Origin of the sequence: Pseudomonas thivervalensis, assembly GCF_001269655.1 — a bacterium.
GTDB classification, from domain to species: domain Bacteria; phylum Pseudomonadota; class Gammaproteobacteria; order Pseudomonadales; family Pseudomonadaceae; genus Aquipseudomonas; species Aquipseudomonas thivervalensis.
The window spans coordinates 129,762-154,365 of sequence record NZ_LHVE01000001.1 but is presented as its reverse complement, the minus strand read 5'-3'; the positions used below and the strand labels follow the sequence as shown (position 1 = coordinate 154,365).

The 24,604-nt window shown below is 61.5% G+C and carries 23 protein-coding genes; 18 read left to right on the top strand and 5 right to left on the bottom strand.

Annotated features, from left to right (window positions below; all coding sequences use genetic code 11):
* Nucleotides 1-61: 61 nt before the first annotated feature.
* Genes tauA through tauD form a run of 4 tightly spaced genes read left to right on the top strand, consistent with a single transcriptional unit; the run spans nt 62 to nt 3,582 of the window.
* Nucleotides 62-1,039 carry a taurine ABC transporter substrate-binding protein gene (gene tauA, locus AD659_RS00590; RefSeq protein ID WP_053117308.1) on the top strand — a complete coding sequence of 326 codons (978 nt, stop codon included), beginning with the start codon at nt 62-64 and terminating at the stop codon, nt 1,037-1,039.
* Between the two features lie 20 nt (nt 1,040-1,059).
* Entirely contained in the window at nt 1,060-1,854 is a 795-nt protein-coding gene (tauB, locus tag AD659_RS00585; RefSeq protein WP_053117305.1) for a taurine ABC transporter ATP-binding subunit, read from the top strand.
* Nucleotides 1,851-2,690: a taurine ABC transporter permease TauC gene (gene tauC / locus AD659_RS00580; RefSeq protein WP_053117302.1), complete on the top strand. Its 840-nt coding sequence runs from the start codon at nt 1,851-1,853 to the stop codon at nt 2,688-2,690. Before tauB ends, tauC begins: the two co-directional genes overlap by 4 nt.
* Before the next feature lie 49 nt (nt 2,691-2,739).
* A complete protein-coding gene (gene tauD, locus AD659_RS00575; protein ID WP_053117300.1) occupies nt 2,740-3,582 on the top strand; it encodes a taurine dioxygenase in 843 nt (280 codons plus the stop codon).
* A 255-nt stretch (nt 3,583-3,837) separates the two neighbouring features.
* Here tauD and mgrA read toward each other — a convergent pair whose 3' ends face one another.
* Entirely contained in the window at nt 3,838-4,875 is a 1,038-nt protein-coding gene (mgrA, locus tag AD659_RS00570) for an L-glyceraldehyde 3-phosphate reductase (protein WP_053117298.1), read from the bottom strand.
* A gap of 198 nt (nt 4,876-5,073) precedes the next feature.
* Entirely contained in the window at nt 5,074-5,964 is an 891-nt protein-coding gene (locus AD659_RS00565; protein ID WP_053117296.1) for a LysR family transcriptional regulator, read from the bottom strand.
* 132 nt (nt 5,965-6,096) lie between these two features.
* On the opposite strand from AD659_RS00565, the gene AD659_RS00560 reads away from it, so the two are divergent.
* Nucleotides 6,097-6,837: an SDR family oxidoreductase gene (locus AD659_RS00560; protein WP_053117294.1), complete on the top strand. Its 741-nt coding sequence runs from the start codon at nt 6,097-6,099 to the stop codon at nt 6,835-6,837.
* Between the two features lie 166 nt (nt 6,838-7,003).
* On the opposite strand, the gene betT is transcribed toward AD659_RS00560, so the two are convergent.
* A complete protein-coding gene (gene betT / locus AD659_RS00555; protein ID WP_167352849.1) occupies nt 7,004-8,965 on the bottom strand; it encodes a choline transporter BetT in 1,962 nt (653 codons plus the stop codon).
* A 503-nt stretch (nt 8,966-9,468) separates the two neighbouring features.
* Here betT and AD659_RS00550 point away from each other — a divergent pair.
* The 12 genes from AD659_RS00550 (at nt 9,469) to AD659_RS00495 (ending at nt 21,867) form a co-directional block, all read left to right on the top strand.
* Nucleotides 9,469-10,467 carry a D-cysteine desulfhydrase gene (locus tag AD659_RS00550; protein ID WP_053117290.1) on the top strand — a complete coding sequence of 333 codons (999 nt, stop codon included), beginning with the start codon at nt 9,469-9,471 and terminating at the stop codon, nt 10,465-10,467.
* Nucleotides 10,468-10,781: 314 nt separating this feature from the next.
* Nucleotides 10,782-11,582: a cystine ABC transporter substrate-binding protein gene (gene tcyJ, locus AD659_RS00545; RefSeq protein ID WP_053117289.1), complete on the top strand. Its 801-nt coding sequence runs from the start codon at nt 10,782-10,784 to the stop codon at nt 11,580-11,582.
* A complete protein-coding gene (tcyL, locus tag AD659_RS00540; RefSeq protein WP_053117286.1) occupies nt 11,582-12,247 on the top strand; it encodes a cystine ABC transporter permease in 666 nt (221 codons plus the stop codon). The genes tcyJ and tcyL overlap by 1 nt, the downstream gene beginning before the upstream one ends.
* 3 nt (nt 12,248-12,250) lie before the next feature.
* Nucleotides 12,251-13,012 (top strand): L-cystine ABC transporter ATP-binding protein TcyN, encoded by a 762-nt coding sequence (gene tcyN, locus AD659_RS00535; protein WP_053117283.1) that lies wholly within the window; start codon nt 12,251-12,253, stop codon nt 13,010-13,012.
* A gap of 419 nt (nt 13,013-13,431) precedes the next feature.
* Nucleotides 13,432-14,202, top strand: a complete 771-nt coding sequence (locus tag AD659_RS00530) for a hypothetical protein (protein WP_053117281.1) — start codon at nt 13,432-13,434, stop codon at nt 14,200-14,202.
* Between the two features lie 372 nt (nt 14,203-14,574).
* Nucleotides 14,575-15,816 (top strand): SfnB family sulfur acquisition oxidoreductase, encoded by a 1,242-nt coding sequence (locus AD659_RS00525; protein WP_053117279.1) that lies wholly within the window; start codon nt 14,575-14,577, stop codon nt 15,814-15,816.
* Between the two features lie 23 nt (nt 15,817-15,839).
* Complete coding sequence (locus AD659_RS00520; RefSeq protein ID WP_053117277.1) at nt 15,840-17,033, top strand: SfnB family sulfur acquisition oxidoreductase; 1,194 nt, start codon at nt 15,840-15,842, stop codon at nt 17,031-17,033.
* Complete coding sequence (locus tag AD659_RS00515) at nt 17,033-18,391, top strand: LLM class flavin-dependent oxidoreductase (RefSeq protein WP_053117275.1); 1,359 nt, start codon at nt 17,033-17,035, stop codon at nt 18,389-18,391. The genes AD659_RS00520 and AD659_RS00515 overlap by 1 nt, the downstream gene beginning before the upstream one ends.
* Before the next feature lie 160 nt (nt 18,392-18,551).
* Nucleotides 18,552-19,361 carry a MetQ/NlpA family ABC transporter substrate-binding protein gene (locus tag AD659_RS00510; protein ID WP_053117272.1) on the top strand — a complete coding sequence of 270 codons (810 nt, stop codon included), beginning with the start codon at nt 18,552-18,554 and terminating at the stop codon, nt 19,359-19,361.
* A gap of 1 nt (nt 19,362) precedes the next feature.
* Entirely contained in the window at nt 19,363-20,487 is a 1,125-nt protein-coding gene (locus AD659_RS00505; RefSeq protein WP_053117270.1) for a methionine ABC transporter ATP-binding protein, read from the top strand.
* Entirely contained in the window at nt 20,477-21,121 is a 645-nt protein-coding gene (locus AD659_RS00500; RefSeq protein ID WP_014336013.1) for a methionine ABC transporter permease, read from the top strand. Before AD659_RS00505 ends, AD659_RS00500 begins: the two co-directional genes overlap by 11 nt.
* A 119-nt stretch (nt 21,122-21,240) precedes the next feature.
* Nucleotides 21,241-21,867, top strand: a complete 627-nt coding sequence (locus AD659_RS00495; RefSeq protein WP_053117268.1) for a class I SAM-dependent methyltransferase — start codon at nt 21,241-21,243, stop codon at nt 21,865-21,867.
* A 186-nt stretch (nt 21,868-22,053) separates the two neighbouring features.
* On the opposite strand, the gene AD659_RS00490 is transcribed toward AD659_RS00495, so the two are convergent.
* On the bottom strand, nt 22,054-22,620 hold the full coding sequence (locus tag AD659_RS00490) for a transporter substrate-binding domain-containing protein (RefSeq protein WP_053117266.1): 567 nt from the start codon (nt 22,618-22,620) through the stop codon (nt 22,054-22,056).
* 133 nt (nt 22,621-22,753) lie between these two features.
* Between AD659_RS00490 and AD659_RS00485 the strand changes: the two genes are divergently transcribed.
* On the top strand, nt 22,754-23,179 hold the full coding sequence (locus AD659_RS00485) for a DUF4399 domain-containing protein (protein WP_053118169.1): 426 nt from the start codon (nt 22,754-22,756) through the stop codon (nt 23,177-23,179).
* Between the two features lie 135 nt (nt 23,180-23,314).
* On the opposite strand, the gene serA is transcribed toward AD659_RS00485, so the two are convergent.
* A complete protein-coding gene (gene serA / locus AD659_RS00480; RefSeq protein WP_053117264.1) occupies nt 23,315-24,544 on the bottom strand; it encodes a phosphoglycerate dehydrogenase in 1,230 nt (409 codons plus the stop codon).
* Nucleotides 24,545-24,604: the final 60 nt, after the last annotated feature.

The following is a 24,604-nucleotide window of genomic DNA, read 5'->3' as shown; positions in this document are numbered from 1 at the left end:
TCTTAGATCATTTAGTCTCCTTCAACGCCGAACTTCCGGCGGCCTGTTGAGGAGCTTTCCCATGTCTTTGCGCTTCCCCCTTCGCCTTCTCGCGGCCGCCTCCCTGGCTGCAACGAGTTTTTTTGCCCAGGCGGCCGACCTGACCGTCGCTTACCAGACCACCGTCGACCCGGCCAAAGTCGCCCAGGCAGACGGCGCCTATGAAAAAGCCACCCAAGCCAAGATCGACTGGCGCAAGTTCGATAACGGCGCCGACGTCATCACCGCCATCGCCTCGGGCGATGTGCAGATCGGCTACCTCGGTTCCAGCCCTTTGACCGCGGCTATCACGCGCAAGGTTCCGGTGGAAACCTTCCTGATCGCCACCCAGATCGGCGCGGCCGAGGCCTTGGTGGTGCGGGACGGTTCCGGCATCAATTCCCCGCAAGACCTGATCGGCAAGAAGATCGCCGTGCCGTTCGTCTCCACCGGTCACTACAGCCTGCTCGCTGCGTTGAAGCACTGGAACATCGACCCGTCGAAAGTCACCGTGCTCAACCTGGCGCCACCGGCCATCATCGCTGCCTGGAAGCGCGGCGATATCGACGCCACCTACGTCTGGGACCCGGCCCTGGGCGTGGCCAAGGAAAACGGCAAGGTGCTGATCACCTCCGCGGAGCTGGCCAAGTTCGGCGCACCGACCTTCGACGCGTGGATCGTGCGCAAGGATTTTGCCCAGAAGCATCCTGAAATTGTCAGCGCCTTTGCCAAAGTGACTCTCGATGCCTACGCCCAGTACCGCAAGGACCCACAGGCCTGGCTGGCCGATGCGTCCAACGTCGACAAACTGGTGAAGCTCTCCGGCGCCAAGGCCAGGGATATCCCGCTGTTGCTGCAAGGCAACGTCTTTCCCCTGGCGGCCGATCAGGTCGTGAGCCTCGGCGCACCGACCACCCAAGCCATCACCGACACCGCGGCGTTCTTGAAAGAACAAGGCAAGGTCGAAGCCGTGCTGCCGGATTACGCACCGTACGTCAGCGCCAAATACATCACTCGCTGATCAAAAAAGGGAGACATACGATGGCCTTGCTACAGCTGGAGCGCATCAGCGCACAGTACCCCGGCGCGACGGAACCGGTGCTGGCGGATATTTCACTGACCCTGGGGCCCAAGCAATTGCTGGTTGCCCTCGGTCCGTCCGGCAGTGGCAAGACCTCGCTGTTGAACCTGATTGCCGGGTTCGTCGAGCCCAGCGCCGGACAGATCACCCTCGACGGCACGCCGGTCAAGGGCCCGGGCGCCGAGCGCGGCGTGGTGTTCCAGGACGATGCGCTGCTGCCTTGGCAGGACGTGTTGGCAAACGTTGGGTTCGGCCTGGAACTGGCCGGGGTCGCCAAGCAAACGCGCGAAGCCCGGGCTCGGGAAATGCTGGCCCTGGTGGACCTGGCCGGCTTTGAGCAACGACGCGTCTGGCAGCTCTCCGGCGGCCAGAAGCAACGTGTTGGCCTGGCCCGGGCGCTGGCGGCCGACCCTCGTGTGTTGTTGATGGACGAACCGTTCGGTGCGTTGGACGCCTTCACTCGCGAGCAGATGCAGGAATTGTTGCTGCAGGTCTGGCAACGCACCGCCAAGCCGGTGTTCCTGATCACCCATGACATAGAAGAAGCCGTGTTCCTCGCCACTGACTTGATTCTGCTGGCACCGGACCCGGGGCAGATCGTCGAGCGCCTTAGCCTGGATTTCGGCCAGCGCTACGGCGCCGGGGAATCGGCGCGGTCGATCAAGTCCGACCCGCGCTTCATCGAAACCCGCGAGCATGTGCTCGCCAAGGTGTTCTCCCAACGCAGCGCCACTCGACCCCAGGAGCGCGCATGAGCAGCTACGAAATTCCCGCCGTGGTCCGTGACGCGACGAGCAAGCCCACGGCCAGCGGTTTGAAAGCCCACCTGAGTACGCGCTGGATCAGCGGCTTGACCCTGATCGCCTTGCTGGCGATCTGGTGGGCCGTCACCGCCAGCGGCTTGATCGAACCGCTGTTCCTGCCCTCGCCGTCGGCCGTGCTGGAAAAAGGCTGGTTGCTGGCGACCCGCGGCTACATGGATTCCACCCTCTGGCAGCACTTGGCCGCGAGCCTTGAACGTATCGGCCTGGGCCTGTTGTTCGCGGTGCTGACGGCAGTGCCGGTGGGCATCGCCATTGGTGCCAACCGCATCGCCCGCGGCGTGCTCGATCCGTTGATCGAGTTCTACCGGCCGATTCCACCGTTGGCGTACCTGCCGTTGATCGTGATCTGGTGCGGCATCGGCGAGCTGTCGAAGGTGCTGCTGATCTACCTGGCGATCTTCGCCCCGATTGCCATTGCCACCGCCACTGGTGTGCGCACGGTCGACCGGGCCAAGCTGCGCGCGGCGCAATCGTTGGGCGCCACGCGGGCACAGTTGATTCGCCATGTGATCGTGCCCAGTGCCCTGCCGGATATCCTCACCGGGATCCGCATTGGCCTGGGTGTGGGTTGGTCGACATTGGTGGCCGCTGAGCTGATCGCCGCCACCAGCGGCCTGGGGTTCATGGTGCAGTCAGCGGCGCAGTTCCTGGTCACCGACGTGGTGGTGCTGGGCATCCTGGTGATCGCACTGATCGCCTTCGCCATGGAAATGGGCCTGCGCGCCCTGCAACGCAAACTGGTGCCGTGGCACGGCCAGCCCCATTGATACCCAATGACCACGCCGACCCTTCGGCGCCCAGACCGAGAACATTGCGATGAACCGCCCGACCATTACACCTTTGAGCACCGCCCTTGGCGCGCAGATCGAGGGGATCGATATCAGCCAGCCGCTGAGCCTGGCGGATCGCGACACCGTTGAGCAGGCGCTGCTTGAACATCAGGTGCTGTTTTTCCGCGACCAGCCGATCGAACCGCCACAGCAGGCACGCTTCGCCGCTTATTTTGGCGACCTGCACATTCATCCGATCTACCCCAACGTGCCGGAGCAGCCCGAAGTATTGGTGCTCGACACCGCCGTCACCGATGTCCGCGACAACGCCGTGTGGCACACCGACGTGACCTTCCTGCCGACGCCCGCCCTGGGCGCGGTGCTCAGCGCCAAGCTGTTGCCGGCGTTTGGTGGCGATACGTTGTGGGCCAGTGGCATCGCCGCCTACGAAGCCTTGTCGACACCGGTGAAACGCTTGCTCGAAGGCCTGACGGCGACCCACGATTTCACCCGATCCTTTCCATTGGAACGGTTTGGCAATAGCGCCGAGGACCTGGCGCGCTGGGAAGAAGCACGGCGGAAAAATCCGCCGCTGTCCCATCCGGTGATCCGCGCTCACCCGGTGAGCGGACGCCGGTCGCTGTTCGTCAATGAAGGCTTCACCACGCGCATCAACGAGCTGTCGGAAACCGAAAGCGAGGTGATCCTGAAACTGCTCTTCGCCCACGCCACCCGCCCGGAGTTCACCCTGCGCTGGCGCTGGCAGGTCAACGACGTGGCGTTCTGGGACAACCGCGTCACCCAGCATTTTGCCGTGGACGACTACCGCCCCGCCCGACGGGTGATGCAGAGGGCGACGGTGTTGGGGGATGTGCCGTTTTTCAGGTGAGTGTCTTGCCCGAATGTTTACACCTTCTGAATAACTTCAGGGGTACACATTTCCCGTGGCGAGGGAGCTTGCTCCCGCTCGACTGCGCTGTAGGAGCTGCCGAAGGCTCGGGCCGCGTTCGGACGATCTTTTGATCTTTCCCTTGAGACTCAAGTAGCAGCGGAAAGATCGCAGCCTCGCTTCGCTCGACAGCTCCTACAAGTCCAGCGGGAGCAAGCTCCGTCGCCACAGGGATTTGTGTGCACCCTACTTGCGTTATTCAGCCGACGAAGGCTTTTCCCAAAGATTGATCCCGCCTTCCTGGGCGAACCGGTCGATCTCGGCCAGTTCTTCGGTGCTGAAGTTCAAGTTCTGCAACGCCGCGACGTTCTCGATGATTTGCTCCGGCCGGCTGGCGCCGATCAGGGCAGAAGTGATCCGTGGGTCGCGCAAGGTCCAGGCCAGCGCCATCTGGGCCAGGCTCTGGCCGCGTCGCTGGGCGATCTCATTGAGCGCGCGCACGTGGGCAAGGTTCTCCTGCGACAAGTGCGAAGCCTGCAGCGAACCGCCCCCCGGACGATTCACCCGCGCATCGGCCGGAACGCCCTTGAGGTACTTGTCGGTCAGAAGGCCTTGGGCCAGTGGCGTGAAAGCGATCACACCGGTCCCCAATTCCTCGGTGGCATCCAGCAGGTCTTTTTCCACCCAGCGGTTGAGCAGGTTGTATGCCGGCTGGTGGATCAGCAGCGGGACTTTCCACTCCTTGAGCAGCGCCGCCATTTCCCGGGTCTTTACCCCCGAATACGAGGAAATGCCGATGTACAGCGCCTTGCCCTGCTGCACCGCGGTGGCCAGCGCACTGGCGGTTTCTTCCAGTGGCGTATCGGGGTCGAAACGGTGGGAATAAAAGATATCCACATAGTCCAGCCCCAGGCGTTGCAGGCTCTGGTCGAGGCTGGCCAGCACGTATTTGCGCGAGCCCCCGCCCTGGCCGTAAGGCCCCGGCCACATGTCCCAACCGGCCTTGCTGGAGATGATCAACTCATCGCGGTACTGCTTGAAATCTTCGCGCAGCAAGCGGCCGAAATTGATCTCGGCGCTGCCGTAGGGCGGGCCGTAATTGTTCGCTAGGTCGAAATGGTTGATGCCCAGGTCGAACGCCGTGCGCAGCAAGGCGCGTTGGGTGTCGATGGGCGTACTGTCGCCAAAGTTGTGCCACAACCCCAGCGACAACGCCGGCAGCACCAGCCCGCTGCGCCCGACGCGGCGGTAAGGAATGGACTCGTAGCGGTTTTGCGCAGCGGTGTAGGTCATCGAAAAGGCTCTCTGTTCGGACGGCGAGTGGCAGAAGCTAACATCTCACAGACGCCTCGGTCAGGCTGAAAGTTCGCAAATAGAGTGGGAGCGAGCTTGCTCGCGATAGCGGTGGATCAGCCAATGAAAATATCGATTGGCAAGGCCCCATCGCGAGCAAGCTCGCTCCCACAAGGACAACGATAACTACGGGACACACTAACGCGCCTGCGCAAACACCTCCGCCACCCAATCCACGAACACACGAACCCGCGGCGACATGAGTCGATTGTGTGGATAGAGCACCGACACTGGCATAGACGGTGGTGGGGTGGCGGTGAGGACTTCCTGCATCAGGCCCTGCCGGATCGGCTCTTCCATCCGGTAATGCGGGCATTGGATCAGGCCCAGGCCGGCGATGGCCGAGGCGGCGTAGATTTCGGCGCCGGACACCGACAACGTGCCCCCGATCGGAACTTCCTTGAGCTCGCCATCGACCATGAACTCGAATGGATACAGCTTGGCCGTGGTCCGCGAGACGTAATTCACCGCCCGGTGATGTTTCAGGTCATCGAGACTTTTCGGTTCGCCGTACTGGCGCAAGTAACCAGGGCTGGCACAGGTGATCTGCCGAAGATTGGCGACACGCCGGCCAATCAATGAAGAGTCCGCCAGCGTACCGGAGCGCAACACGCAATCGACGCCCTCGGCAATCAGGTCGACGAAACGATCCGCTTCGCTGATGAACAGTTCTATTTCGGGGTAGCGGGCCATGAATTGTGGCAACGCCGGAATCACGAAATACCGAGCCTGGGTGCCGTGCAGGTCTACTCTCAGTTTGCCTTTGGGCGCCACGCCGCGAAACGCCAGTTCGGCTTCTTCCAGCTCCGCCAGCAATTGCACGCAACGCGGGTAATAGGCTTCGCCGTCGAGAGTCGGGCGTACCTTGCGGGTGCTGCGCTCCAGCAAACGAACCCCCAGCCAGGCTTCGAATTGGTTGAGCGTGTGGGTCAGCGTGGCCCGGGGCATGTTCAAGTCTTCAGCGGCCAGGGTGAAACTGCTGCGCTCGTAGATGCGGACAAACACCCTCATTGCCTTGACCTGATCCATCGGAATCCTGCGTTGTGATTGTTGGGAAATATTGAACAGTCAAGGCAACTCTCGTGCATTTATCGGCAGGAGTAAACATGTGAATCTGGCCTCAACGAATCACCAAGCCTCAACAGCAAAAGGACCCCTCACATGACTGTTCAGAACTCGAAAGTTGCCATCGTGACAGGCGCCTCCCGCGGCATCGGCGCCGAAATCGCCAAGCAACTGGCTGGCGAAGGTTTTGCCGTCGTCGTCAACTACGCCAACAGCGCCAGCGAAGCGTCTAAATTGGTGGTGCAGTTGCGCCAGGCCGGCCACCAAGCCATAGCGGTCAAGGCAGACGTATCCTCCGCCGCCGATGTCCGTCGGCTGTTCGATGAAACCGAAGCGCAGTTGGGCAAGGTCGATGTGTTGATCAACAACGCCGGCATCCTCCAGGTGATGCCCCTGGCACAGCACAGCGACGAGCTGTTCGACCAGACGTTCGCCATCAACACCCGTGGCACCTTCAACACCCTGCGTGAAGCCGCAACGCGCCTGAACGACGGTGGTCGGATCGTGAATTTTTCCAGCAGCACCGTAGGCCTGAACCTGCCCGGCTACTCGGTGTACATCGCCAGCAAGGCGGCGGTGGAATCCCTGACCCAGGTGTTTGCCAAGGAACTGCGCGGGCGCCAGATCACGGTCAATGCCGTGGCCCCCGGCCCGGTCGCCACCGAACTGTTCATGCACGGCAAGAGCGAAGAACAGGTACAACACTACGCCAAGATGCCGCCCCTGGAACGCCTCGGCCAGCCGCAAGACATCGCCAGCATCATTGCGTTTCTGGTCAGCCCGGCCGCTGGCTGGGTGAATGGGCAGATCTTGCGGGCCAATGGCGGGCTGGTCTGAAGCTTAGTTCTGTGGCGAGGGAGCTTGCTCCCGCTGGGTCGCGAAGCGGCCCTGTTTTTGGGGCTGCTACGCAGCCCAGCGGGAGCAAGCTCCCTCGCCACGGTTTGTATGTTTGCCTGTGGCATCTACTTAACTGACAGGCATTAGGCACTGCGGTCCCTTTGGGTCAACGCACCAAATGCAGGAACTGCAGGTGCCGCTCGTACTGGTCAAGGATGTCGTTGATGACTTGCTCCTTGGTATAGCCCACCAGGTCGTAATCCTGGCTGCCTTCGCTCAAGTGCACCTCGGCACGGTAGTAGCGACGGTTGTTCAGTTGCTTGGACCCCATGCCGCCACGGGCGAAGGACGGCGTGAAGTAGCCACGCATCTGCACCTGGTAGATGAACGGATGCTGTTCGCCGTGGCCGATCTCCAGGCTGACGCTGTCGTTGGCCGGGTCGGGCTGGGTCACCACCGTCAGGCCCTTTTCAACGAACACCGCCGTCACTTCTTCAATGGCCGGGCGTACCGTGGTGTCGAGGAAACGGTACACCTCATCACGGGACGGGAAATGCACCGCCTGACTCAAGCGCTGGCGCCAACCACCTGTGCCCCGGCGCGAACCCGACACCGGCGCCAGGGAATGCAATTGTGCGATCTGTTTCTGGGACTCCAGGTAGAACGCCTTGTGCAGACCCCACATCATCAACAAGAGAATCATCGAGAACGGCAAGGATGTCAGCACCACCGCCGACTTCAAGGCATCGATGCTGCCGGAGAACAACAACGCACTGGTGACCAGGGCGGTCATCGCGCCCCAGAACACCCGCAGCCATTTCGGCCCGTCCTCATCGGGGTTGCCGCCCTTGGCCGACAACGTCGAGAGCACCACGGTGCCCGAGTCGGCGGACGTGACGAAAAATACGAAGCTGATGAACACCGTGACTGCAATAACAGTCTTGCTCCAGGGGTAGGTTTCCAGCAGCAGGTAAAGGCTCATCGATGGATTTTCCAGGGCGGACATGCCCAGGGCACTCATGCCGTGGTTCAACACTTGGTCGATGGCGCTGTTGCCGAAGATCGACATCCAGGCCAAGGTGAAACCCAGGGGAATCAACAGCACGCCAAACACGAATTCACGGATGGTGCGACCACGGGAAATCCGGGCGATGAACAGCCCCACGAACGGCGACCACGCGATCCACCAGGCCCAATAAAACACCGTCCAGCCGCCCAGCCAGTCACTGGGCTCGTTGTAGGCGTACAGGTCGAAACTTTTCATCGGCAAGGCGCCGAGGTAATCGCCGATGTTCTGGATCAAGGTGTTGAGCAAATGCTGGGTGGGCCCGGCGAACAACACGAACAGCAGCAACGCACAGGCCAGCAGCATGTTGATGTCGGACATGACCCGTACACCCTTGTCGACACCGGCCACCGCGACGATGATCGCCGCGCCCATCATCAGCACGATCAGGCCGACTTGAATCCACTGGGTGTGGGCGATGCCGAACAGGTAGTCGAGCCCGGAATTGAGGTGCAGCACACCAAAGCCCATGTCCGCGCCGAGGCCGAACACCGTCGCGATAATGCCGAAGCCGTCCACGGCGTAGCCGATGGGGCCGTTGATGCGCTTGCCAATCAGCGGGTACAGCGCCGAACGCAGGGCCAACGGCAAATTATGCCGGTAGGCGAAGTACGCCAGGGCCATGCCGACGAACGCAAAAACGCCCCAGCCGTGCAGGCCCCAATGCAAAAACAAAATCTGCATGGCCTGGCGCGCCGCCTCTGCGGTACCGGCCTCGCCCTGGGGTGGCTGCACCAGGTGAGTCAGCGGCTCGGACACGCAGAAAAAAAACAGCGTGATGCTGATGCCAGCGGCGAACAGCATGCCGGCCCAGGACAGATAACTGAATTCGGGCTCGTCGTGGTCGGCACCAAGCTTGATCTTGCCGTAGCCGGACAAGGCGGTGACCACCACGAAGACCAGATACAGCGTCATCGCCAGCATGTAGTACCAGCCGACCGTATTGGCCGCCCAGTTCTGCGCGGCCAGCAACCAGGCGCCGGCCTGGGCGGGCATGGCGATCACCACCAGGCCGAACAGCAGGATAAAGGTCGCGGCGAAGTAAAAGACCGGCGGGTTCATGCGGACCAGGCCGCTGGGTGGCAGGGACGAAGCGCTCATGAACGAAGCACCTCGAGAAGCGAAAGGGTGGCAATGGAATACGGACTCGGCAAAGGCAAGCCTCCTGTTGTGAGCGGGCAGCAAACCGACGGTTTAACTTGAATGAACGTTCAAGTTAAACATGAATAGGCAGCTAAGGACTAATCGCAAGGCTCAACGGCATGCTTCCTACGCTAGCCTACGGGAGGGTATGACGTTGCCTGGCGAGCATTCGTTCAGTGTTCAAAGACAGATGTCCAGCCAAACACAATCCCTGTGGGAGCGAGCTTGCTCGCGATGGCGGCCTGACATTCAACATCTTCATTGACTGCTACACCGCTATCGCGAGCAAGCTAGCTCCCACAGGTTTTTCGGCGTTCACAAATCATTCGCCACCCCGTTTACACCCCGACAAATGATTGCCGGTTGCCCCTGAATATCCGCGTGCCTATAGTCCAGGCATCGCCTACAACCAGTACGGACCCATGATCAAAGAACAGTTGTCTCGCTTTAACCGTCTCGACCTGCTCGGCCATCCGACACCGCTGGAAAAACTCGACCGCCTCTCCACCTGGCTCGGCCGCGACATCTATATCAAGCGCGACGACCTGACGCCTCTGGCCTTGGGCGGCAACAAATTGCGCAAGCTCGAATACCTGGCCGCCGATGCCATCGCCCAGGGCGCCGATACCCTCATCACCGCCGGGGCGATCCAGTCCAACCATGTGCGCCAGACCGCCGCCCTGGCCGCGAAGCTGGGCCTGGGTTGCGTGGCCTTGCTGGAAAACCCCATCGGCACCGAAGACAGCAATTACCTGGGCAACGGCAACCGACTGCTGCTGGAATTGTTCGACGCCAAGGTCGAATTGGTGGAAAACCTGGACAACGCCGATGAGCAGTTGCAGGCCCTGGCCGGTCGCCTGCGCAGCAACGGGAAAAAACCCTACCTGGTGCCGATTGGCGGCTCGAACGCCTTGGGCGCGCTGGGGTATGTGCGCGCCGGCCTGGAGCTGGCCGAGCAGATCAAGGACACCGGGATCGAGTTCGCCGCCGTGGTGCTGGCCTCGGGCAGTGCCGGGACCCACAGTGGCCTGGCGCTGGCCTTGAGTGAAAGCCTGCCGGCGCTTCCGGTCATTGGCGTCACGGTTTCACGCAGCGAGGAGGATCAGTTCCCGAAGGTCCAGGGCCTGGCTGAGCGCACGGCAGCGTTGCTCGAAGTCGCCCTGCCCGAGGCATTCAAAGTGAACCTGTGGGATGAATATTTCGCGCCCCGCTACGGCGAGCCGAACGCCGGGACACTGGCGGCGGTCAAGCTGCTGGCCAGCCAGGAAGGCCTGTTGCTCGATCCGGTCTACACCGGCAAGGCCATGGCCGGCCTGCTCGACGGCCTGGGCCGCGACCGTTTCGACGAAGGCCCGATCATCTTCCTGCACACCGGCGGCGCACCGGCGTTGTTTGCCTACAGCGCGGCGTTCCCGATGTAATGAAGACTCAGGGAGGACTTCTGTGGGAGCGAGCTTGCTGGCGATGGCGGCGGGATCAGCCGAAATTTATTCAGCTGAAATACCGTCATCGCGAGCAAGCTCGCTCCCACAGGTTTTTCATTCCTGACAGGCATATGGGAGTGATTTAATATTATTTTCCAATCTATAAAAGCCAACTTATAGTCGCGCCGCAGGCGTATTTGCCGCGAGACGCCCAGGCTGCTTTAAGGCAGGATGTGGCAACCTTTTCGGATCGCGGCTACGCCTTATCTCAGCCAAAATAACCGCTTCATAAAAAAACACAGGGGCTTGTCATGAATTTTTCCGCACTACGTCGCAACCTGTTGGTGGGTTCGCTGGGCCTGGCATTAAGCGCCGGTTTGCTGGGGCAAGCAGTTGCTGGTGAGCAGCTACAAAAAATCAAGGACGCAGGCGTGATCAACGTCGGCCTGGAAGGCACCTATCCGCCGTTCAGTTTCGTCGACGCCGACGGCAAACTGACCGGCTTCGAAGTGGAGTTCTCCGAAGCCCTGGCCAAGGAGCTGGGTGTAAAGGTCAAGCTGCAGACGATGCCATGGGCGGGCATTCTCGCGGCCTTGGAATCCAAGCGCCTGGACGCTGTGGTCAACCAGGTGACCATCTCCGAAGAGCGTAAGAAAAAATACGACTTCTCCGAGCCGTACACCATTTCCGGCATTCAAGCACTGGTCCTGACCAAGAAGGCCGATGAGCTGAAGATCAAGAAACCCGCCGACCTGGACGGTAAAAAAGTCGGCGTGGGCTTGGGCACCAACTACGAACAGTGGGTCAAGGCAGAAGTACCGGGCGCCCAGGTCAAAACCTACGACGACGATCCAACCAAGTTCCAGGACCTGCGCGTCGGCCGTATCGATACCATCCTGATCGACCGTCTGGCCGCGTTGGAATACGCCAAGAAAGCCAAGGACACCACCGTCACCAGCGAAGCCTTTTCGCGCCAGGAGTCTGGTATTGCCCTGCGCAAAGGCGAGCCTGAGCTGCTGGCAGCCGTGAACAAGGCCATCGAGAAACTGCGCGCCGACGGTACGCTGAAAAAACTTTCGGAAAAATACTTCAGCGCTGACGTTACCCAATAATGGAAGCAGCACTTCAACTCGCACTGGACTCCGCGCCCTTCCTGCTCAAGGGCGCGTATTACACGGTCATCCTCAGCCTCGGCGGCATGTTTTTCGGCTTGCTGCTGGGGTTCGGCCTGGCGCTGATGCGCCTGTCGAGCTTCAAGCTGGTGAACTGGATCGCCCGCATCTACGTGTCGTTCTTTCGCGGCACGCCGTTGCTGGTGCAGTTGTTCGTGATCTATTACGGGTTGCCGCAACTGGGCCTTGAGCTGGATCCGCTGCCAGCGGCCCTGATCGGCTTCTCGCTGAACATGGCCGCCTATGCCTGTGAAATCCTGCGGGCCGCCATCAGTTCCATCGAGCGCGGCCAGTGGGAAGCGGCGGCGAGTATCGGCATGACCCGTGCCCAGACCCTGCGCCGGGCCATCCTGCCGCAAGCCGCACGCACGGCCCTGCCACCGTTGGGCAACAGCTTCATCTCCCTGGTCAAGGACACCGCGCTGGCGGCGACCATCCAGGTACCGGAGCTGTTCCGCCAGGCGCAGTTGATCACCGCCCGAACCTTCGAAATCTTCACCATGTACCTTGCCGCCGCGCTGATCTACTGGGTTCTTGCCACCGTGCTCTCGCACCTGCAGAACGTATTGGAAGCCCGGGTCAATCGGCACGACCAGGAGTCCTGACCCATGATTGTCGTGGAAAAACTGACAAAGCAGTTCAAGGGTCAGGTGGTGCTCAACGGCATCGACCTGAAGATCGAAGAAGGCGAAGTGGTTGCGATCATCGGCCCCAGCGGCTCGGGCAAGACGACGTTCCTGCGTTGCTTGAACTTCCTCGAAGAACCTACCAGCGGCCGGATCAAGGTCGGCGACATCGAGATCGATGGCAGCCGCCCGCTGAACCAGCAGCAAGGCCTGGTGCGCCGTTTGCGCCAGCAGGTGGGCTTCGTGTTCCAGAACTTCAACCTGTTCCCTCATCGCACTGCCTTGGAAAATGTCACCGAAGGCCCACAGGTGGTGAAGAGGGTTCCCCGTGCCGACGCCGAAGCCCTGGGGCGCAAGCTCTTGGCCAAAGTCGGGCTGGCCGGCAAGGAGGACGCCTATCCACGGCGACTTTCCGGCGGCCAGCAACAGCGCGTGGCAATTGCCCGGGCGCTGGCGATGGAACCGGCGGTGATCCTGTTCGACGAGCCAACGTCGGCCCTCGATCCAGAGCTGGTGGGCGAAGTCCTGGCAACCATTCGCGGTCTGGCCGAAGAAAAACGCACCATGGTCATCGTGACCCACGAAATGGGCTTCGCCCGAGACGTGGCCAACCGCGTGGTGTTTTTCGACAAAGGCGTGATCGTCGAACAAGGCGAAGCCAAGGCCTTGTTTGCAGCGCCCAAGGAAGAACGCACGCGACAGTTCCTCAGCAAGTTCCTCTCAGCCGGACACGGCGATCAATAAGTAAGTGTGCATCACTTCCAGGGATGGAAGTCATGTCGCTACACAACTAACGTCATCGCCACTCACTTCATCCAAACGACACAACTTGCAACTTCCGCCCCGTCCACATCTTCAACTATTTATATAGTTTCAAATACCGGCGAGCCTGGGAAAACAGCCTGTAGCACCGAGTATTCTTAACAGACACGCGTAGGACGTTTCTGAAGCCTTTCACAATGAGTTATTACGCAACCCATTCTATTGACACTGAAACTATAGAACCCTTATCTAGTTCCCGACAGGCGACGCCCATTACTTTAGCTGCGCAGTGACTCAGTGCAGACAGCCCGTATCGCTGCACAAATAAAACAGGCCTGAATTATTCGTCGCCTTTGATCTTCCCGAAACGGACTTAGTTTTCAAGTATCAAGGAGAACACCATGACATGTAAGTCGAAGAGTCCCGAACTGGCCGCCCCCACCCTGGCCAATGCCCACCCTGCCGGCGTCAATATCGCCAGTGCCGCTCACCTGGAAGTTGCCATCGCGCCCTACCCCGGCATGGACCCAGGGGACCTGATCGAACTGTTCTGGGACAACTGTTATGTTGGGTCGCACGTGCTGTCGCAGAAAGATGTACCGGACCCCGTCACGATGCGGGTCCCGGAGAGTTTCATCGTCAATGGGACCTCGCGCATCCATTATCGGGTGATGCAGGTTGGACGCGGGCCGGCGCTGTCAGCCAAGCAACCGGTGCGGGTGAAGCTCGATTGTCCCGGCGGCCAACCGTCAGCCCTGAGCGGCGATGAAAACCAGGGCCTGGCGCCGGTGCGCATTCCTGTCACCATCCGGCGCCAAGGAGTGAACCCGAACCAGATCAAGCGCGGTGTACCGCTGACCATAGAACCCTACCTGAACATGGCCGCCGGCGACGCCGTGACCCTGCGCTGGGGCGACGTGCGCATGGACCTGCCTGCGCTCACCGCCAGCGAGGTCGGCCAGCCGATCAATATCTGGGTCCCGCCGCAGATCATCCTCGAAGCAGGGGAAGACCTGCGCCTGGAAGTGACCTACTGCATCCTCGACCGCGTGGGCAACAACTCCCTTTGGGCCCCGCCACGGACGTTGAGGATCGGTAGCGCCAATCCGTACCTGAGCACGTCACCGAAATCGGCGCTCATGGCCGCCGAAACGCGCAGCCGAGAGCCTTGATGCTCCATTTCTGCGGCATACAGGCTTTTGTGGCGAGGGAGCTTGCTCCCGCTTGGGTGCGTAGCGCCCACAGGCAAAAAAGAAGGGTCGCTGCGCAACCCAGCGGGAGCAAGCTCCCTCGCCACAAAAGCTGCTTGGCCCTCGGTGAGCGTACGGCCTTCAATTAAAACCAACCTATATATATTCCTAAAAGTTAGTTCAAAAATAATTTATACACGCTTAGGGTATATACACCGGACCACCGGACATTCTTGATTTTTATTCGCCGCCTTCATCGCGGCGTTTCTAGAGATGTGAGGTGGGTATGGAACGGAACACAATCACCCCTGTGCAGTACGCCAAGGCACTGCCCGCAGCCACGGAGTGGCGGTAATGTCGGATCTGGCGCAAGCAAAGGTCCAGAGCGACCTGGACATCGCACCGCTGCTGTTGCCCGCACAGGTGTTGCGCAACGATGCCGAGGCGATCAAAGCCGCCCATGAACTGGCGCACGTCGCCCGTCAGCAGGCCGCCCGTCGTGACCAGCAACGCAAGTTGCCTTGGGCGGAAATCGAGCAATTCACCCGCAGCGGACTGGGCAGCATCGCCATCCCCCGGGCATACGGCGGTCCGCAGGTTTCGTTCGTCACCCTGGCCGACGTGTTCGCAATCATTTCCGCCGCCGACCCGGCCCTCGGACAGATCCCGCAAAACCAGTTCGGCGTGCTCCAGCTGATTCTCGGCACCGGCACCGAGCGGCAGAAGAAAATCCTCCTGCAGAGCGTGCTCGAAGGCTGGCGCATCGGCAACGCCGGGCCGGAACGTGGCACCCGCAATACCCTTGAACTCAAGGCCCGGATCACCGCCGACGGCGACGGCTTCGTCATCAATGGCCAGAAGTTCTATTCCACCGGGGCACTGTTTGCCCACTGGGTCGCGGTCAAGGCATTGAATGACGAGGGCCAGCAGGTGCTGGCGTTCGTGCGGCGCGGCACCCCGGGCCTGCGGATCGTCGACGATTGGTCGGGGTTCGGCCAGCGCACCACGGCCAGCGGTACCGTGCTGCTGAACAATGTGCGCGTGGATGCCGAGCTGGTCCTGGACAACTGGCGCATCAACGAAACGCCCGGTGTACAAGGGGCGATTTCCCAACTGATCCAGGCTGCCATCGATGCGGGCATCGCCCGTGGCGCCATCGACGATGCGATTGCCTTTGTACGCGAACGGGCCCGGCCCTGGATCGACGCCAAGGTCGACCGGGCCCGTGATGACCTCTACGTGATCGCCGACATCGGCAAGCTGAAAATCGAACTGCACGCCGCCGAAGCGTTGCTGCGCAAGGCCGGACAAGTGTTGGACCAAGTCAGTGCCGCGCCCATAACGGCGCAATCGTCCGCCCGCGCCTCGATTGCCGTGGCCGAAGCCAAGGCACTCACCACCGAGATCGCCCTGCAAGCCAGCGAAAAACTCTTCGAGCTGGCCGGCAGCCGCGCCACGCTCGCTGAATTCAACCTCGATCGCCACTGGCGCAACGCCCGGGTCCACACCCTGCACGACCCGGTGCGCTGGAAGTATCACGCGATAGGCGCCTACCACCTGAACGGCACCTTGCCGGCCCGGCATTCCTGGATCTGACGACCCGACCTCTGGAGCAGTACATGACGTTTTCCCCACACGTCGCGGTGATCATCAGCGATGAACAAGCCCTGATCGTGGCCAGCGACCTGGCCGATGACTTCAAGCGCGACAGCGCCCTGCGCGACCGCGAGCGCCGCCTGCCGTACCCGGAACTGGAAGCCTTCTCCCGCTCCGGCCTGTGGGGCATCAGTGTGCCCAAGGCCTACGGCGGCGCCGGTGTGTCCAACGTCACGCTGGCCAAAGTGATCGCCTTGATTTCCCAGGCCGACGGCTCTCTTGGGCAGATTCCGCAAAATCATTTCTACGCCTTGGAAGTACTGCGGGTAAACGGCAGCGAAGCGCAGAAACAACGTTTGTACGCCGAAGTCCTGGCCGGGCAACGCTTTGGCAATGCCTTGGCCGAACTCGGCACCAAGACCGCCCACGACCGCACCACTCAACTGCGCCGCGACGGTGAGGGCTACCGCATCAACGGGCGTAAGTTCTACGCCACCGGCGCTATCTACGCCCAGCGCATCCCCACGTCAGTTGTGGATGAACACGGCGTGCAGCAACTGGCGTTTGTCCCGCGCAACAGCAGAGGCCTGACGGTGATCGACGACTGGAGCGGTTTCGGCCAGCGCACCACGGGCAGTGGCTCGGTGGTGTTCGAAGACGTGCAGGTCGCCGCCGACGACATCGTGCCCTTCCAGAGTGCCTTCGAACGTCCCACGCCGGTGGGGCCGCTGGCGCAGATCCTTCACGCCGCCATCGACACCGGCATCGCCCGCGCCGCCTATGAAGACGCCTTGCATTTTGTCCGCAGCAAAACCCGTCCCTGGATCGATGCCACCAGCGATGTCGCCACCGAAGACCCGCATACCCTCAAGAGTTTCGGCCAACTGAGCATCCGCCTGCATGCCGCCGAAGCCCTGTTGGAACGCGCCGGTGAATTCCTCGACCGGGCCCAGGCCGACACCCGGGCCGACACGGTCGCCGCCGCCTCGATTGCCGTGGCCGAAGCCCGTGCTATCAGCACCGAAATATCCCTGGCCGCCAGCAGCACGCTGTTCGAATTGGCCGGCAGCCAGGCGACCCTGGCCGAACATGGCCTCGACCGCCACTGGCGCAACGCCCGGGTGCACACTCTGCATGACCCGGTGCGCTGGAAATACCACGCGGTGGGCAACTTCTACCTCAACGATGAAAAACCGCCGCTGCGGGGGACGATCTGATGGCGGCCGGCAAGAAAAAGATCCTGCTCAACGCGTTCAACATGAACTGCATCGGGCACATCAACCATGGCCTGTGGACCCATCCCGAGGATACGTCGACCCAATTCAACACGATCGAGTACTGGACTGCGCTGGCGAAATTGCTTGAGCGCGGCTTGTTCGACGGACTGTTCATCGCCGACATCGTCGGGGTCTATGACGTCTACCAACAGTCGGTGGACGTCACGCTCAAGGAGTCGATCCAACTGCCGGTCAATGACCCGTTGCTGCTGGTCTCCGCAATGGCCGCCGTCACGAAGAACCTGGGTTTCGGCCTCACCGCCAACCTGACCTACGAACCGCCCTACCTGTTTGCCCGGCGCATGAGCACCCTCGACCACCTGAGTCGCGGCCGGGTCGGCTGGAACATCGTCACCGGTTACCTGGACAGCGCGGCCAAAGCCATGGGCCTGACGGCGCAGGTCGAGCATGACCGCCGCTACGACCAGGCCGACGAGTACCTGCAAGTGCTCTACAAATTGTGGGAGGGTAGTTGGGAAAACGACGCGGTCATCAACGACCGCGAGCAGCGAATCTATGCCCGGCCGGAGAAAGTGCACAAGGTCCGACACCAGGGCGAGTTCTATCAGGTCGAGGGTTATCACCTGTGCCAACCCTCGCCCCAGCGCACGCCGGTGCTGTTCCAGGCCGGCAGTTCCGAGCGCGGCTTGTTGTTCGCCGGGCGGCATGCCGAGTGCGTGTTCATCAGTGGCCAGAACAAGCCGGCGACCAAGGTCCAGGTGGACAAGGTCCGCACCAGCGCCATCGAGGCCGGCCGCAACCCCGCGGACATCAAGGTGTTCATGGGCCTGAACGTGATCGTCGGCGAGACCGAAGCGGCCGCCTGGGCCAAGCATGCCGAGTACCTGGGCTACGCCAGCGCCGAAGCCGGGGTGGCGCATTTTTCCGCGTCGACGGGGATCGACTTTTCCCAATACGAACTGGACGAGCCGATCCAGTACGTCAAGAGCAACGCCATCCAATCCGCCACCAAGACCCTGCAGAACAACGATTGGACCCGACGCAAATTGCTCGAGCAACACGCCCTGGGCGGTCGCTACATCACGGTGGTCGGCTCGCCCGAACAGGTGGCCGATGAGCTGGAATCGTGGATCGCCGAAACCGGTCTCGATGGCTTCAACCTGACCCGCATCGTCACGCCGCAAAGCTACGTGGACTTCATCGACCGGGTGATCCCCGAGTTGCAGCGACGCGGCTCGTACAAGACCGAATACGACAACGGCACCCTGCGCGAAAAGCTGTTTCAAGCAGAGGCCCATTTGCCCAAGCAACACACCGGCTCGACCTACCGGCACTGATCCTGGGGCTACCGACATTGCCCCTGTGGCGAGGGAGCTTGCTCCCGCTGGTGGGCGAAGCCCGCCCAAAAAGGCATGGGGCTACTTCGTAGCCCAGCGGGAGCAAGCTCCCTCGCCACAAAAGCCTGTGACTCATTCATTAATGACTGGAATAACCGACATGACCAAACACTTCCTCACCCTGCCAGTCAAAACCCTGGCCCTGGCCCTCGGCCTGTTCAGCTCGGCGCTGTTTGCCGCTGACGCACCGTTGAAAATCGGTACTACTGCCGCGTTCGCCATTCCCCTGGAGGCAGCGGTCGAAGAAGCCGGCAAGCAAGGCCTGAAGGTCGAGCTGGTGGAGTTCAGCGACTGGATCGCGCCCAACGTCAGCCTGGCCTCCGGCGACATCGACGTGAATTACTTCCAGCACATCCCGTTCCTGGAAAATGCCAAGGCCGCCGCCGGGTTCGACCTGGTGCCGTTTGCGCCGGGGATCATCAACAACGTCGGCCTCTATTCGAAAAAATACAAAAGCTTCGACGAACTGCCCGCAGGCGCCAGCGTCGCCATCGCCAACGATCCGATCAACAGCGGTCGCGGCCTGCAACTGCTGGCCAAGGCCGGGCTGATCAGCCTCAAGCCGGGCGTCGGCTACAAGGCCACCGAAGACGACATCGTCGCCAACCCGAAGCAGCTCAAGATCCTGCAAGTCGAGGCCGTACAACTGGTGCGCGCCTATGAGGACGCCGATCTGGTGCAGGGTTATCCGGCCTATATCCGCCTGGCCAAGACCTTCGATGCCAGCTCTGCCTTGCTCTTCGACGGCCTCGACCACAAGGAGTACGTGATTCAGTTCGTGATCCAGCCCAAGAGCAAGGACGACCCACGGCTGATCAAGTTCGTCGACATCTACCAACATTCGCCCGCCGTACGCGCCGCCCTGGACAAGGCCCACGGCAAGCTCTACCAAGCCGGCTGGGAAAGCTGACATGAACGCCGTCAACGCTCGACTTCGTCAAGAAGCCCCCACGCCTCAGAGCGCCGAACACACTGAACTGCACCCGGAGCTGAACCGCGCCCATGTGCGCTTCATCGGCCTGGGCAAGACCTACCACGGCGCCCAAGGCCCGGTGGCCGCGCTGCAAGGCATCGACCTGGCGATCCAACGCGGCGAAGTGTTCGGCATCATCGGTCGCAGCGGCGCCGGCAAATCATCGCTGATCCGCACCATCAACCGGCTCGAACAACCCACCAGCGGCCGGATATTGATCGATCAGATCGACATCGGCGAATTCGATGAAAACCGCCTGGTGGAACTGCGCCGGCGCATCGGCATGATCTTCCAGCACTTCAACCTGATGTCGGCCAAGACCGTCTGGCAGAACGTTGAACTGCCCCTGAAAGTCGCCGGCGTGCCCAAGGAGCAACGCCAGCGCAAGGTCCGCGAGTTACTGGAACTGGTGGGCCTGCAAGGCAAGCACAAGGCCTATCCGGCGCAGCTTTCCGGTGGGCAGAAGCAGCGCGTCGGGATTGCCCGGGCGCTGGTGCATGATCCGCAGGTCCTGCTGTGCGACGAGGCCACCTCGGCCCTGGACCCGGAGACCACCCAATCGATCCTCGGCCTGCTGCGCGAGATCAACCAGAGGCTAGGCCTGACCATCGTCTTGATCACCCATGAGATGGCGGTGATTCGCGAAGTCTGCGACCGGGTGGTGGTGCTCGAGCAAGGACGAGTCGTCGAGCAGGGGCCGGTCTGGGAAGTCTTCGGCAACCCGCAGCACGAGGTCAGTCGAACACTGTTGGCACCGTTGCAACACGCCATCCCGGAGGAACTGCAAAGCCGCTTGCAGGTGCAACCGGCGTCGGCGAATGCGGCGACGGTGCTGCGCCTGCAATTCACCGGCATAGAACGTGAGGAACCGGATCTCGCCGCCTTGTTCAGCGCCCTCGGTGGGCGGGTGCGCCTGCTGCACGGCGGTATCGAACGGATTCAGGGCCATGGGCTGGGGCAATTGCTGCTGGCCGTGAGCGGTTCGTCGTGGGGCGCCGAGGAACTGCGTCAACGGGCGGGCAATTGGGCGCAACGGGTGGAGGTGCTGGGTTATGTGGTTTGATCGGTTGCTGCAGGGTTTCATCGACACGTTCCTGATGGTCGGCGTGTCGTCGTTGATCGCATTGCTGGCAGGCATACCGCTGGCGGTGATCCTGGTCACCAGCGGCAAGGGCGGTATCTATGAAGCGCCGGCCTTGAACCGGGCGCTGGGCGCGTTCGTGAACCTGTTCCGCTCGATACCGTTCCTGATCCTGATGGTGGCGCTGATCCCGTTCACCCGGTTGATCGTCGGCACCACCTATGGCGTGTGGGCCGCGGTCGTGCCGCTGACCATCGCCGCCACGCCGTTCTTCGCCCGCATCGCCGAAGTCAGCCTGCGGGAAGTCGACCATGGCCTGATCGAAGCGGCCCAGGCCATGGGTTGCCGACGCTGGCACATCGTCTGGCATGTGCTGCTGCCCGAAGCGCTGCCGGGCATCGTCGGCGGCTTTACCATCACCTTGGTGACCATGATCAACTCCTCGGCCATGGCCGGAGCGATCGGTGCCGGCGGCCTGGGCGACATCGCCTACCGGTATGGCTACCAGCGTTTCGACAGCCAGATCATGCTCACGGTGATCGTGTTGCTGGTGGCATTGGTCGCCGTGATCCAGTTGAGTGGCGACCGCCTGGCACGCGGCTTGAACAAACGCTGACCAAGGTGACCATCTGACCTATGAGAGCAGTTGACCTGTGGGAGCAAAGCTTGTTCCCACAGGCAGGGCGGCGGGCTTGCGGTATAGTCACCTGACGCTCCCTACCCAAGCCCGCGATCATGAAACACACGACCGAAGACCTGCACGCCATCACCGCCACGACCCTGGGCCATTACAACGCCGTGGCCGAAAGCTTCCGCGAAGGCACCCGCGACCACGATGTCAGCCAGAACATCGACGCCTTGTTGCGCCATATCCAGGGCCAGGCACCGCTGCACATCCTGGACTTCGGCTGCGGCCCGGGGCGCGACCTGCGTACATTCACGGCCCTGGGCCATATCGCGGTCGGCCTTGACGGTTCAGAGGAGTTTGCCCAAATGGCACGCCAGGACAGCGGCTGCGAGGTGTGGCAACAGGACTTCCTGGAACTCGACCTGCCGGCGGAACGCTTTGACGGAATTTTCGCCAACGCGGTGCTGTTCCATGTACCCGTCCAGGAACTGCCGCGGGTGCTCAAGCAATTGCATGCCACCCTCAAGCCCGGCGGCGTGCTGTTCAGCTCCAACCCTCGGGGCGACAACCAGGAGGGCTGGAACGGCCAGCGCTTCGGCGCCTACCACGACCTCGCGGCCTGGCGCACGCTGCTGGGCGGAGCAGGCTTCGTGGAGCTGGAGCATTACTACCGACCGGCGGGGCTGCCGCGGGAGCAGCAGCCTTGGCTGGCGAGTGTCTGGCGTAGACCTTGAGGGCAAACCCGTCCGAACCGCTGGCGCCTGTGGCGAGGGAGCTTGCTCCCGCTGGGCCGCGAAGCGGCCCCAATCCGGATGATGTGATTTTCCCGGCAGACCGCGTCATCTGCTTTACGACGGCTGCGCCGCCGAGCGGGAGCAAGCTCCCTCGCCACAAGAGTTGCGCTTGCTTTAAGGTTTTCCTCACTCCTGCTTTTTCAACCACTTCTGCGACAACTGCTCCAACCTCCCATCATCCTTGATCCGCGTCAGGGCATTGTCCAGGCTGGCCTTGAACGCCGGGTTGCCCTTCTGGAACGGAATCACCAGGCTCGGCGCCGGGTCGCTCTTCGCTTCCGGCTGGAAAGACTGCGCCATGACCAACGGACGCTGCGGCTCCTCCTTGCTCGCCAGCAATTGCGCATCCGGACGGCTGTAAGCGGCACTGAGGTCGAAACGTTCCGCCAGTTCCGGGGTCATTGCTATGTGATTGATGGCAACGTCGTACTTGCCGCTCTCCACGCCGGAGAGCAGATCCGCAGCATCGGTGACCACGAAGTCGGGGCGTACATCGAGTTCGCGCGCCAGCATTTCACCCAGCTCTACTTCGAAACCGGTGAGCTTGCCGTCTTCCTTGAAGCTGAAGGGAGCAATGTTGGCCTCGAGGGCAATGCGCAGTTCGCCACGGTCATTGATGTCATCGATCAGTTCGGCATGGGCCAGGGGGCTCAAAAGGGGTAGCAGGCAAATCAGGCCAGGCAGAAAGCGCATGGTCACTCCTTTGTATTTATACAAGCGACGCTCGTTTCAGGCTCGCTTTGCTATGGTTGTTGCAGGCTTCGACAACGATTGGCCATGAAGTTGTGATGGCCAGGCGGATTTCATGGAAAAACTGGAGAAAAAAATGAAAAGCTTTATGTCTCGTGCCGCGTTGGCCGGTCTGTTACTGGGCGCTTCGATGCTGGCAAGCGCCGCGACGCCGGCGCCCAAAGGTGCGGAAGTATTCATCGTTTCCCCGGAAGACGGCGCCACCGTTGCCCAGGAATTCACGGTCAAGTTCGGCGTCAAGGACATTGCCCTGGCCCCGGCAGGCGACGTGACCAAAAATACTGGCCATCACCATTTGCTGATCGATGTCGACAAGCTGCCTGCTGCCGGCGCGCCGATTCCAAACGACGCCAATCACATGCACTTCGGCAAGGCACAAACCCAGGCCACCATCAAACTGGCCCCGGGCAAGCACACCTTGCAACTGATCCTGGGCGACAGCGGCCACATGCCGTTCGACCCGTCGATCGTGTCCGAGAAAATCACTGTCAACGTGAAATAACACAGCACCAGCTGGCACAACGCAGGCCCCCTGTGGGAGCGAGCTTGCTCGCTCCCACAGGGGTTTGATGGTGTGTCAGATGAAAAAACGGGAGCCCTTTCGGGGCTCCCGTTTTTGATTGCAGGCCAGAACTGCTTAGAACAGCACGCGGCAACGAATGGTGCCATTGATGTGCTGCAGCTTCTCTTGCGCCAGGTCCGAGTATTCGGCATCGACGTCGATCACGACGTAGCCGACTTTCTCGTTGGTCTGCAGGAACTGACCGGAAATGTTGATGCCGTTTTCGGCGAAGACCTTGTTGATCTCGCTCATCACACCCGGGATGTTCTCGTGGATGTGCAGCAGGCGGTGCTTGCCAGGGTGAGCCGGCAGGGCCACTTCCGGGAAGTTAACCGACGATACCGACGTACCGTTGTCGCTGTACTTGACCAGTTTCTCCGCCACTTCCAGGCCGATGTTGGCTTGGGCTTCAGCGGTGGAACCGCCGATGTGTGGGGTCAGGATCACGTTGTCCAGGCCACGCAGCGGGCTTTCGAAGATGTCGTCGTTGGAGCGTGGCTCCACCGGGAACACGTCGATGGCGGCGCCGATCAGGTGCTTGTCCTTGATCGCGTCGGCCAGGGCGTCGAGCTTGACCACCGTGCCACGCGCGGCGTTGATCAGGATCCCGCCCTTCTTGATGGCACGGATTTCCTTCTCGCCGATCATCCACTGGGTGGCAGCGGTTTCCGGGACGTGCAGGGTCACGATGTCGGACATGCCCAGCAACTCGTGCAAGTCGTTGACCTGGGTGGCGTTGCCCAGGGGCAGCTTGGTCACGGTGTCGTAGAAGAACACCTGCATGCCGAGGCCTTCAGCCAGTACCGACAACTGCGTACCGATCGAGCCGTAGCCGACGATACCCAGCTTCTTGCCGCGGATTTCGAAGGAGTTGGCCGCGCTCTTGATCCAGCCGCCACGGTGGCAGGAAGCGTTCTTCTCAGGGATGCCGCGCAGCAGCAGGATCGCTTCGGCCAGCACCAGTTCGGCAACGGAACGGGTGTTGGAGTACGGCGCGTTGAACACCGCGATACCGCGCTCGCGCGCCGCGTTGAGGTCAACCTGGTTGGTGCCGATGCAGAAGCAGCCGACCGCGACCAGTTTCTTGGCGTGGTCGAAGATCTCTTCGGTCAGTTGGGTACGGGAGCGAATGCCGATGAAGTGAGCATCGGCGATCTTTTCCTTGAGCTGGGCTTCCGGCAGAGAACTGGTGATGTACTCGATGCTGGTGTAGCCCGCCGACTTGAGGACGTCGACAGCCGATTGGTGGACGCCTTCGAGAAGAAGGAACTTGATCTTGCTCTTATCGAGAGAAGTCTTGCTCATCTGCGTAAACCTGTGTCCCGGAGAAAAATGGCAGGGAATCGGACAGCGCATGCTGGCCCG

Excerpts from the sequence above, each read along its gene's own strand:
- tauA (WP_053117308.1), top strand. The coding sequence starts at position 62 with ATGTCTTTGCGCTTCCCCCTTCGCCTTCTCGCGGCCGCCTCCCTGGCT.
- tauB (WP_053117305.1), top strand. The coding sequence starts at position 1,060 with ATGGCCTTGCTACAGCTGGAGCGCATCAGCGCACAGTACCCCGGCGCG.
- tauC (WP_053117302.1), top strand. The coding sequence starts at position 1,851 with ATGAGCAGCTACGAAATTCCCGCCGTGGTCCGTGACGCGACGAGCAAG.
- tauD (WP_053117300.1), top strand. The coding sequence starts at position 2,740 with ATGAACCGCCCGACCATTACACCTTTGAGCACCGCCCTTGGCGCGCAG.
- mgrA (WP_053117298.1), bottom strand. The coding sequence starts at position 4,875 with ATGACCTACACCGCTGCGCAAAACCGCTACGAGTCCATTCCTTACCGC.
- AD659_RS00565 (WP_053117296.1), bottom strand. The coding sequence starts at position 5,964 with ATGGATCAGGTCAAGGCAATGAGGGTGTTTGTCCGCATCTACGAGCGC.
- AD659_RS00560 (WP_053117294.1), top strand. The coding sequence starts at position 6,097 with ATGACTGTTCAGAACTCGAAAGTTGCCATCGTGACAGGCGCCTCCCGC.
- betT (WP_167352849.1), bottom strand. The coding sequence starts at position 8,965 with ATGAACCCGCCGGTCTTTTACTTCGCCGCGACCTTTATCCTGCTGTTC.
- AD659_RS00550 (WP_053117290.1), top strand. The coding sequence starts at position 9,469 with ATGATCAAAGAACAGTTGTCTCGCTTTAACCGTCTCGACCTGCTCGGC.
- tcyJ (WP_053117289.1), top strand. The coding sequence starts at position 10,782 with ATGAATTTTTCCGCACTACGTCGCAACCTGTTGGTGGGTTCGCTGGGC.
- tcyL (WP_053117286.1), top strand. The coding sequence starts at position 11,582 with ATGGAAGCAGCACTTCAACTCGCACTGGACTCCGCGCCCTTCCTGCTC.
- tcyN (WP_053117283.1), top strand. The coding sequence starts at position 12,251 with ATGATTGTCGTGGAAAAACTGACAAAGCAGTTCAAGGGTCAGGTGGTG.
- AD659_RS00530 (WP_053117281.1), top strand. The coding sequence starts at position 13,432 with ATGACATGTAAGTCGAAGAGTCCCGAACTGGCCGCCCCCACCCTGGCC.
- AD659_RS00525 (WP_053117279.1), top strand. The coding sequence starts at position 14,575 with ATGTCGGATCTGGCGCAAGCAAAGGTCCAGAGCGACCTGGACATCGCA.
- AD659_RS00520 (WP_053117277.1), top strand. The coding sequence starts at position 15,840 with ATGACGTTTTCCCCACACGTCGCGGTGATCATCAGCGATGAACAAGCC.
- AD659_RS00515 (WP_053117275.1), top strand. The coding sequence starts at position 17,033 with ATGGCGGCCGGCAAGAAAAAGATCCTGCTCAACGCGTTCAACATGAAC.
- AD659_RS00510 (WP_053117272.1), top strand. The coding sequence starts at position 18,552 with ATGACCAAACACTTCCTCACCCTGCCAGTCAAAACCCTGGCCCTGGCC.
- AD659_RS00505 (WP_053117270.1), top strand. The coding sequence starts at position 19,363 with ATGAACGCCGTCAACGCTCGACTTCGTCAAGAAGCCCCCACGCCTCAG.
- AD659_RS00500 (WP_014336013.1), top strand. The coding sequence starts at position 20,477 with ATGTGGTTTGATCGGTTGCTGCAGGGTTTCATCGACACGTTCCTGATG.
- AD659_RS00495 (WP_053117268.1), top strand. The coding sequence starts at position 21,241 with ATGAAACACACGACCGAAGACCTGCACGCCATCACCGCCACGACCCTG.
- AD659_RS00490 (WP_053117266.1), bottom strand. The coding sequence starts at position 22,620 with ATGCGCTTTCTGCCTGGCCTGATTTGCCTGCTACCCCTTTTGAGCCCC.
- AD659_RS00485 (WP_053118169.1), top strand. The coding sequence starts at position 22,754 with ATGAAAAGCTTTATGTCTCGTGCCGCGTTGGCCGGTCTGTTACTGGGC.
- serA (WP_053117264.1), bottom strand. The coding sequence starts at position 24,544 with ATGAGCAAGACTTCTCTCGATAAGAGCAAGATCAAGTTCCTTCTTCTC.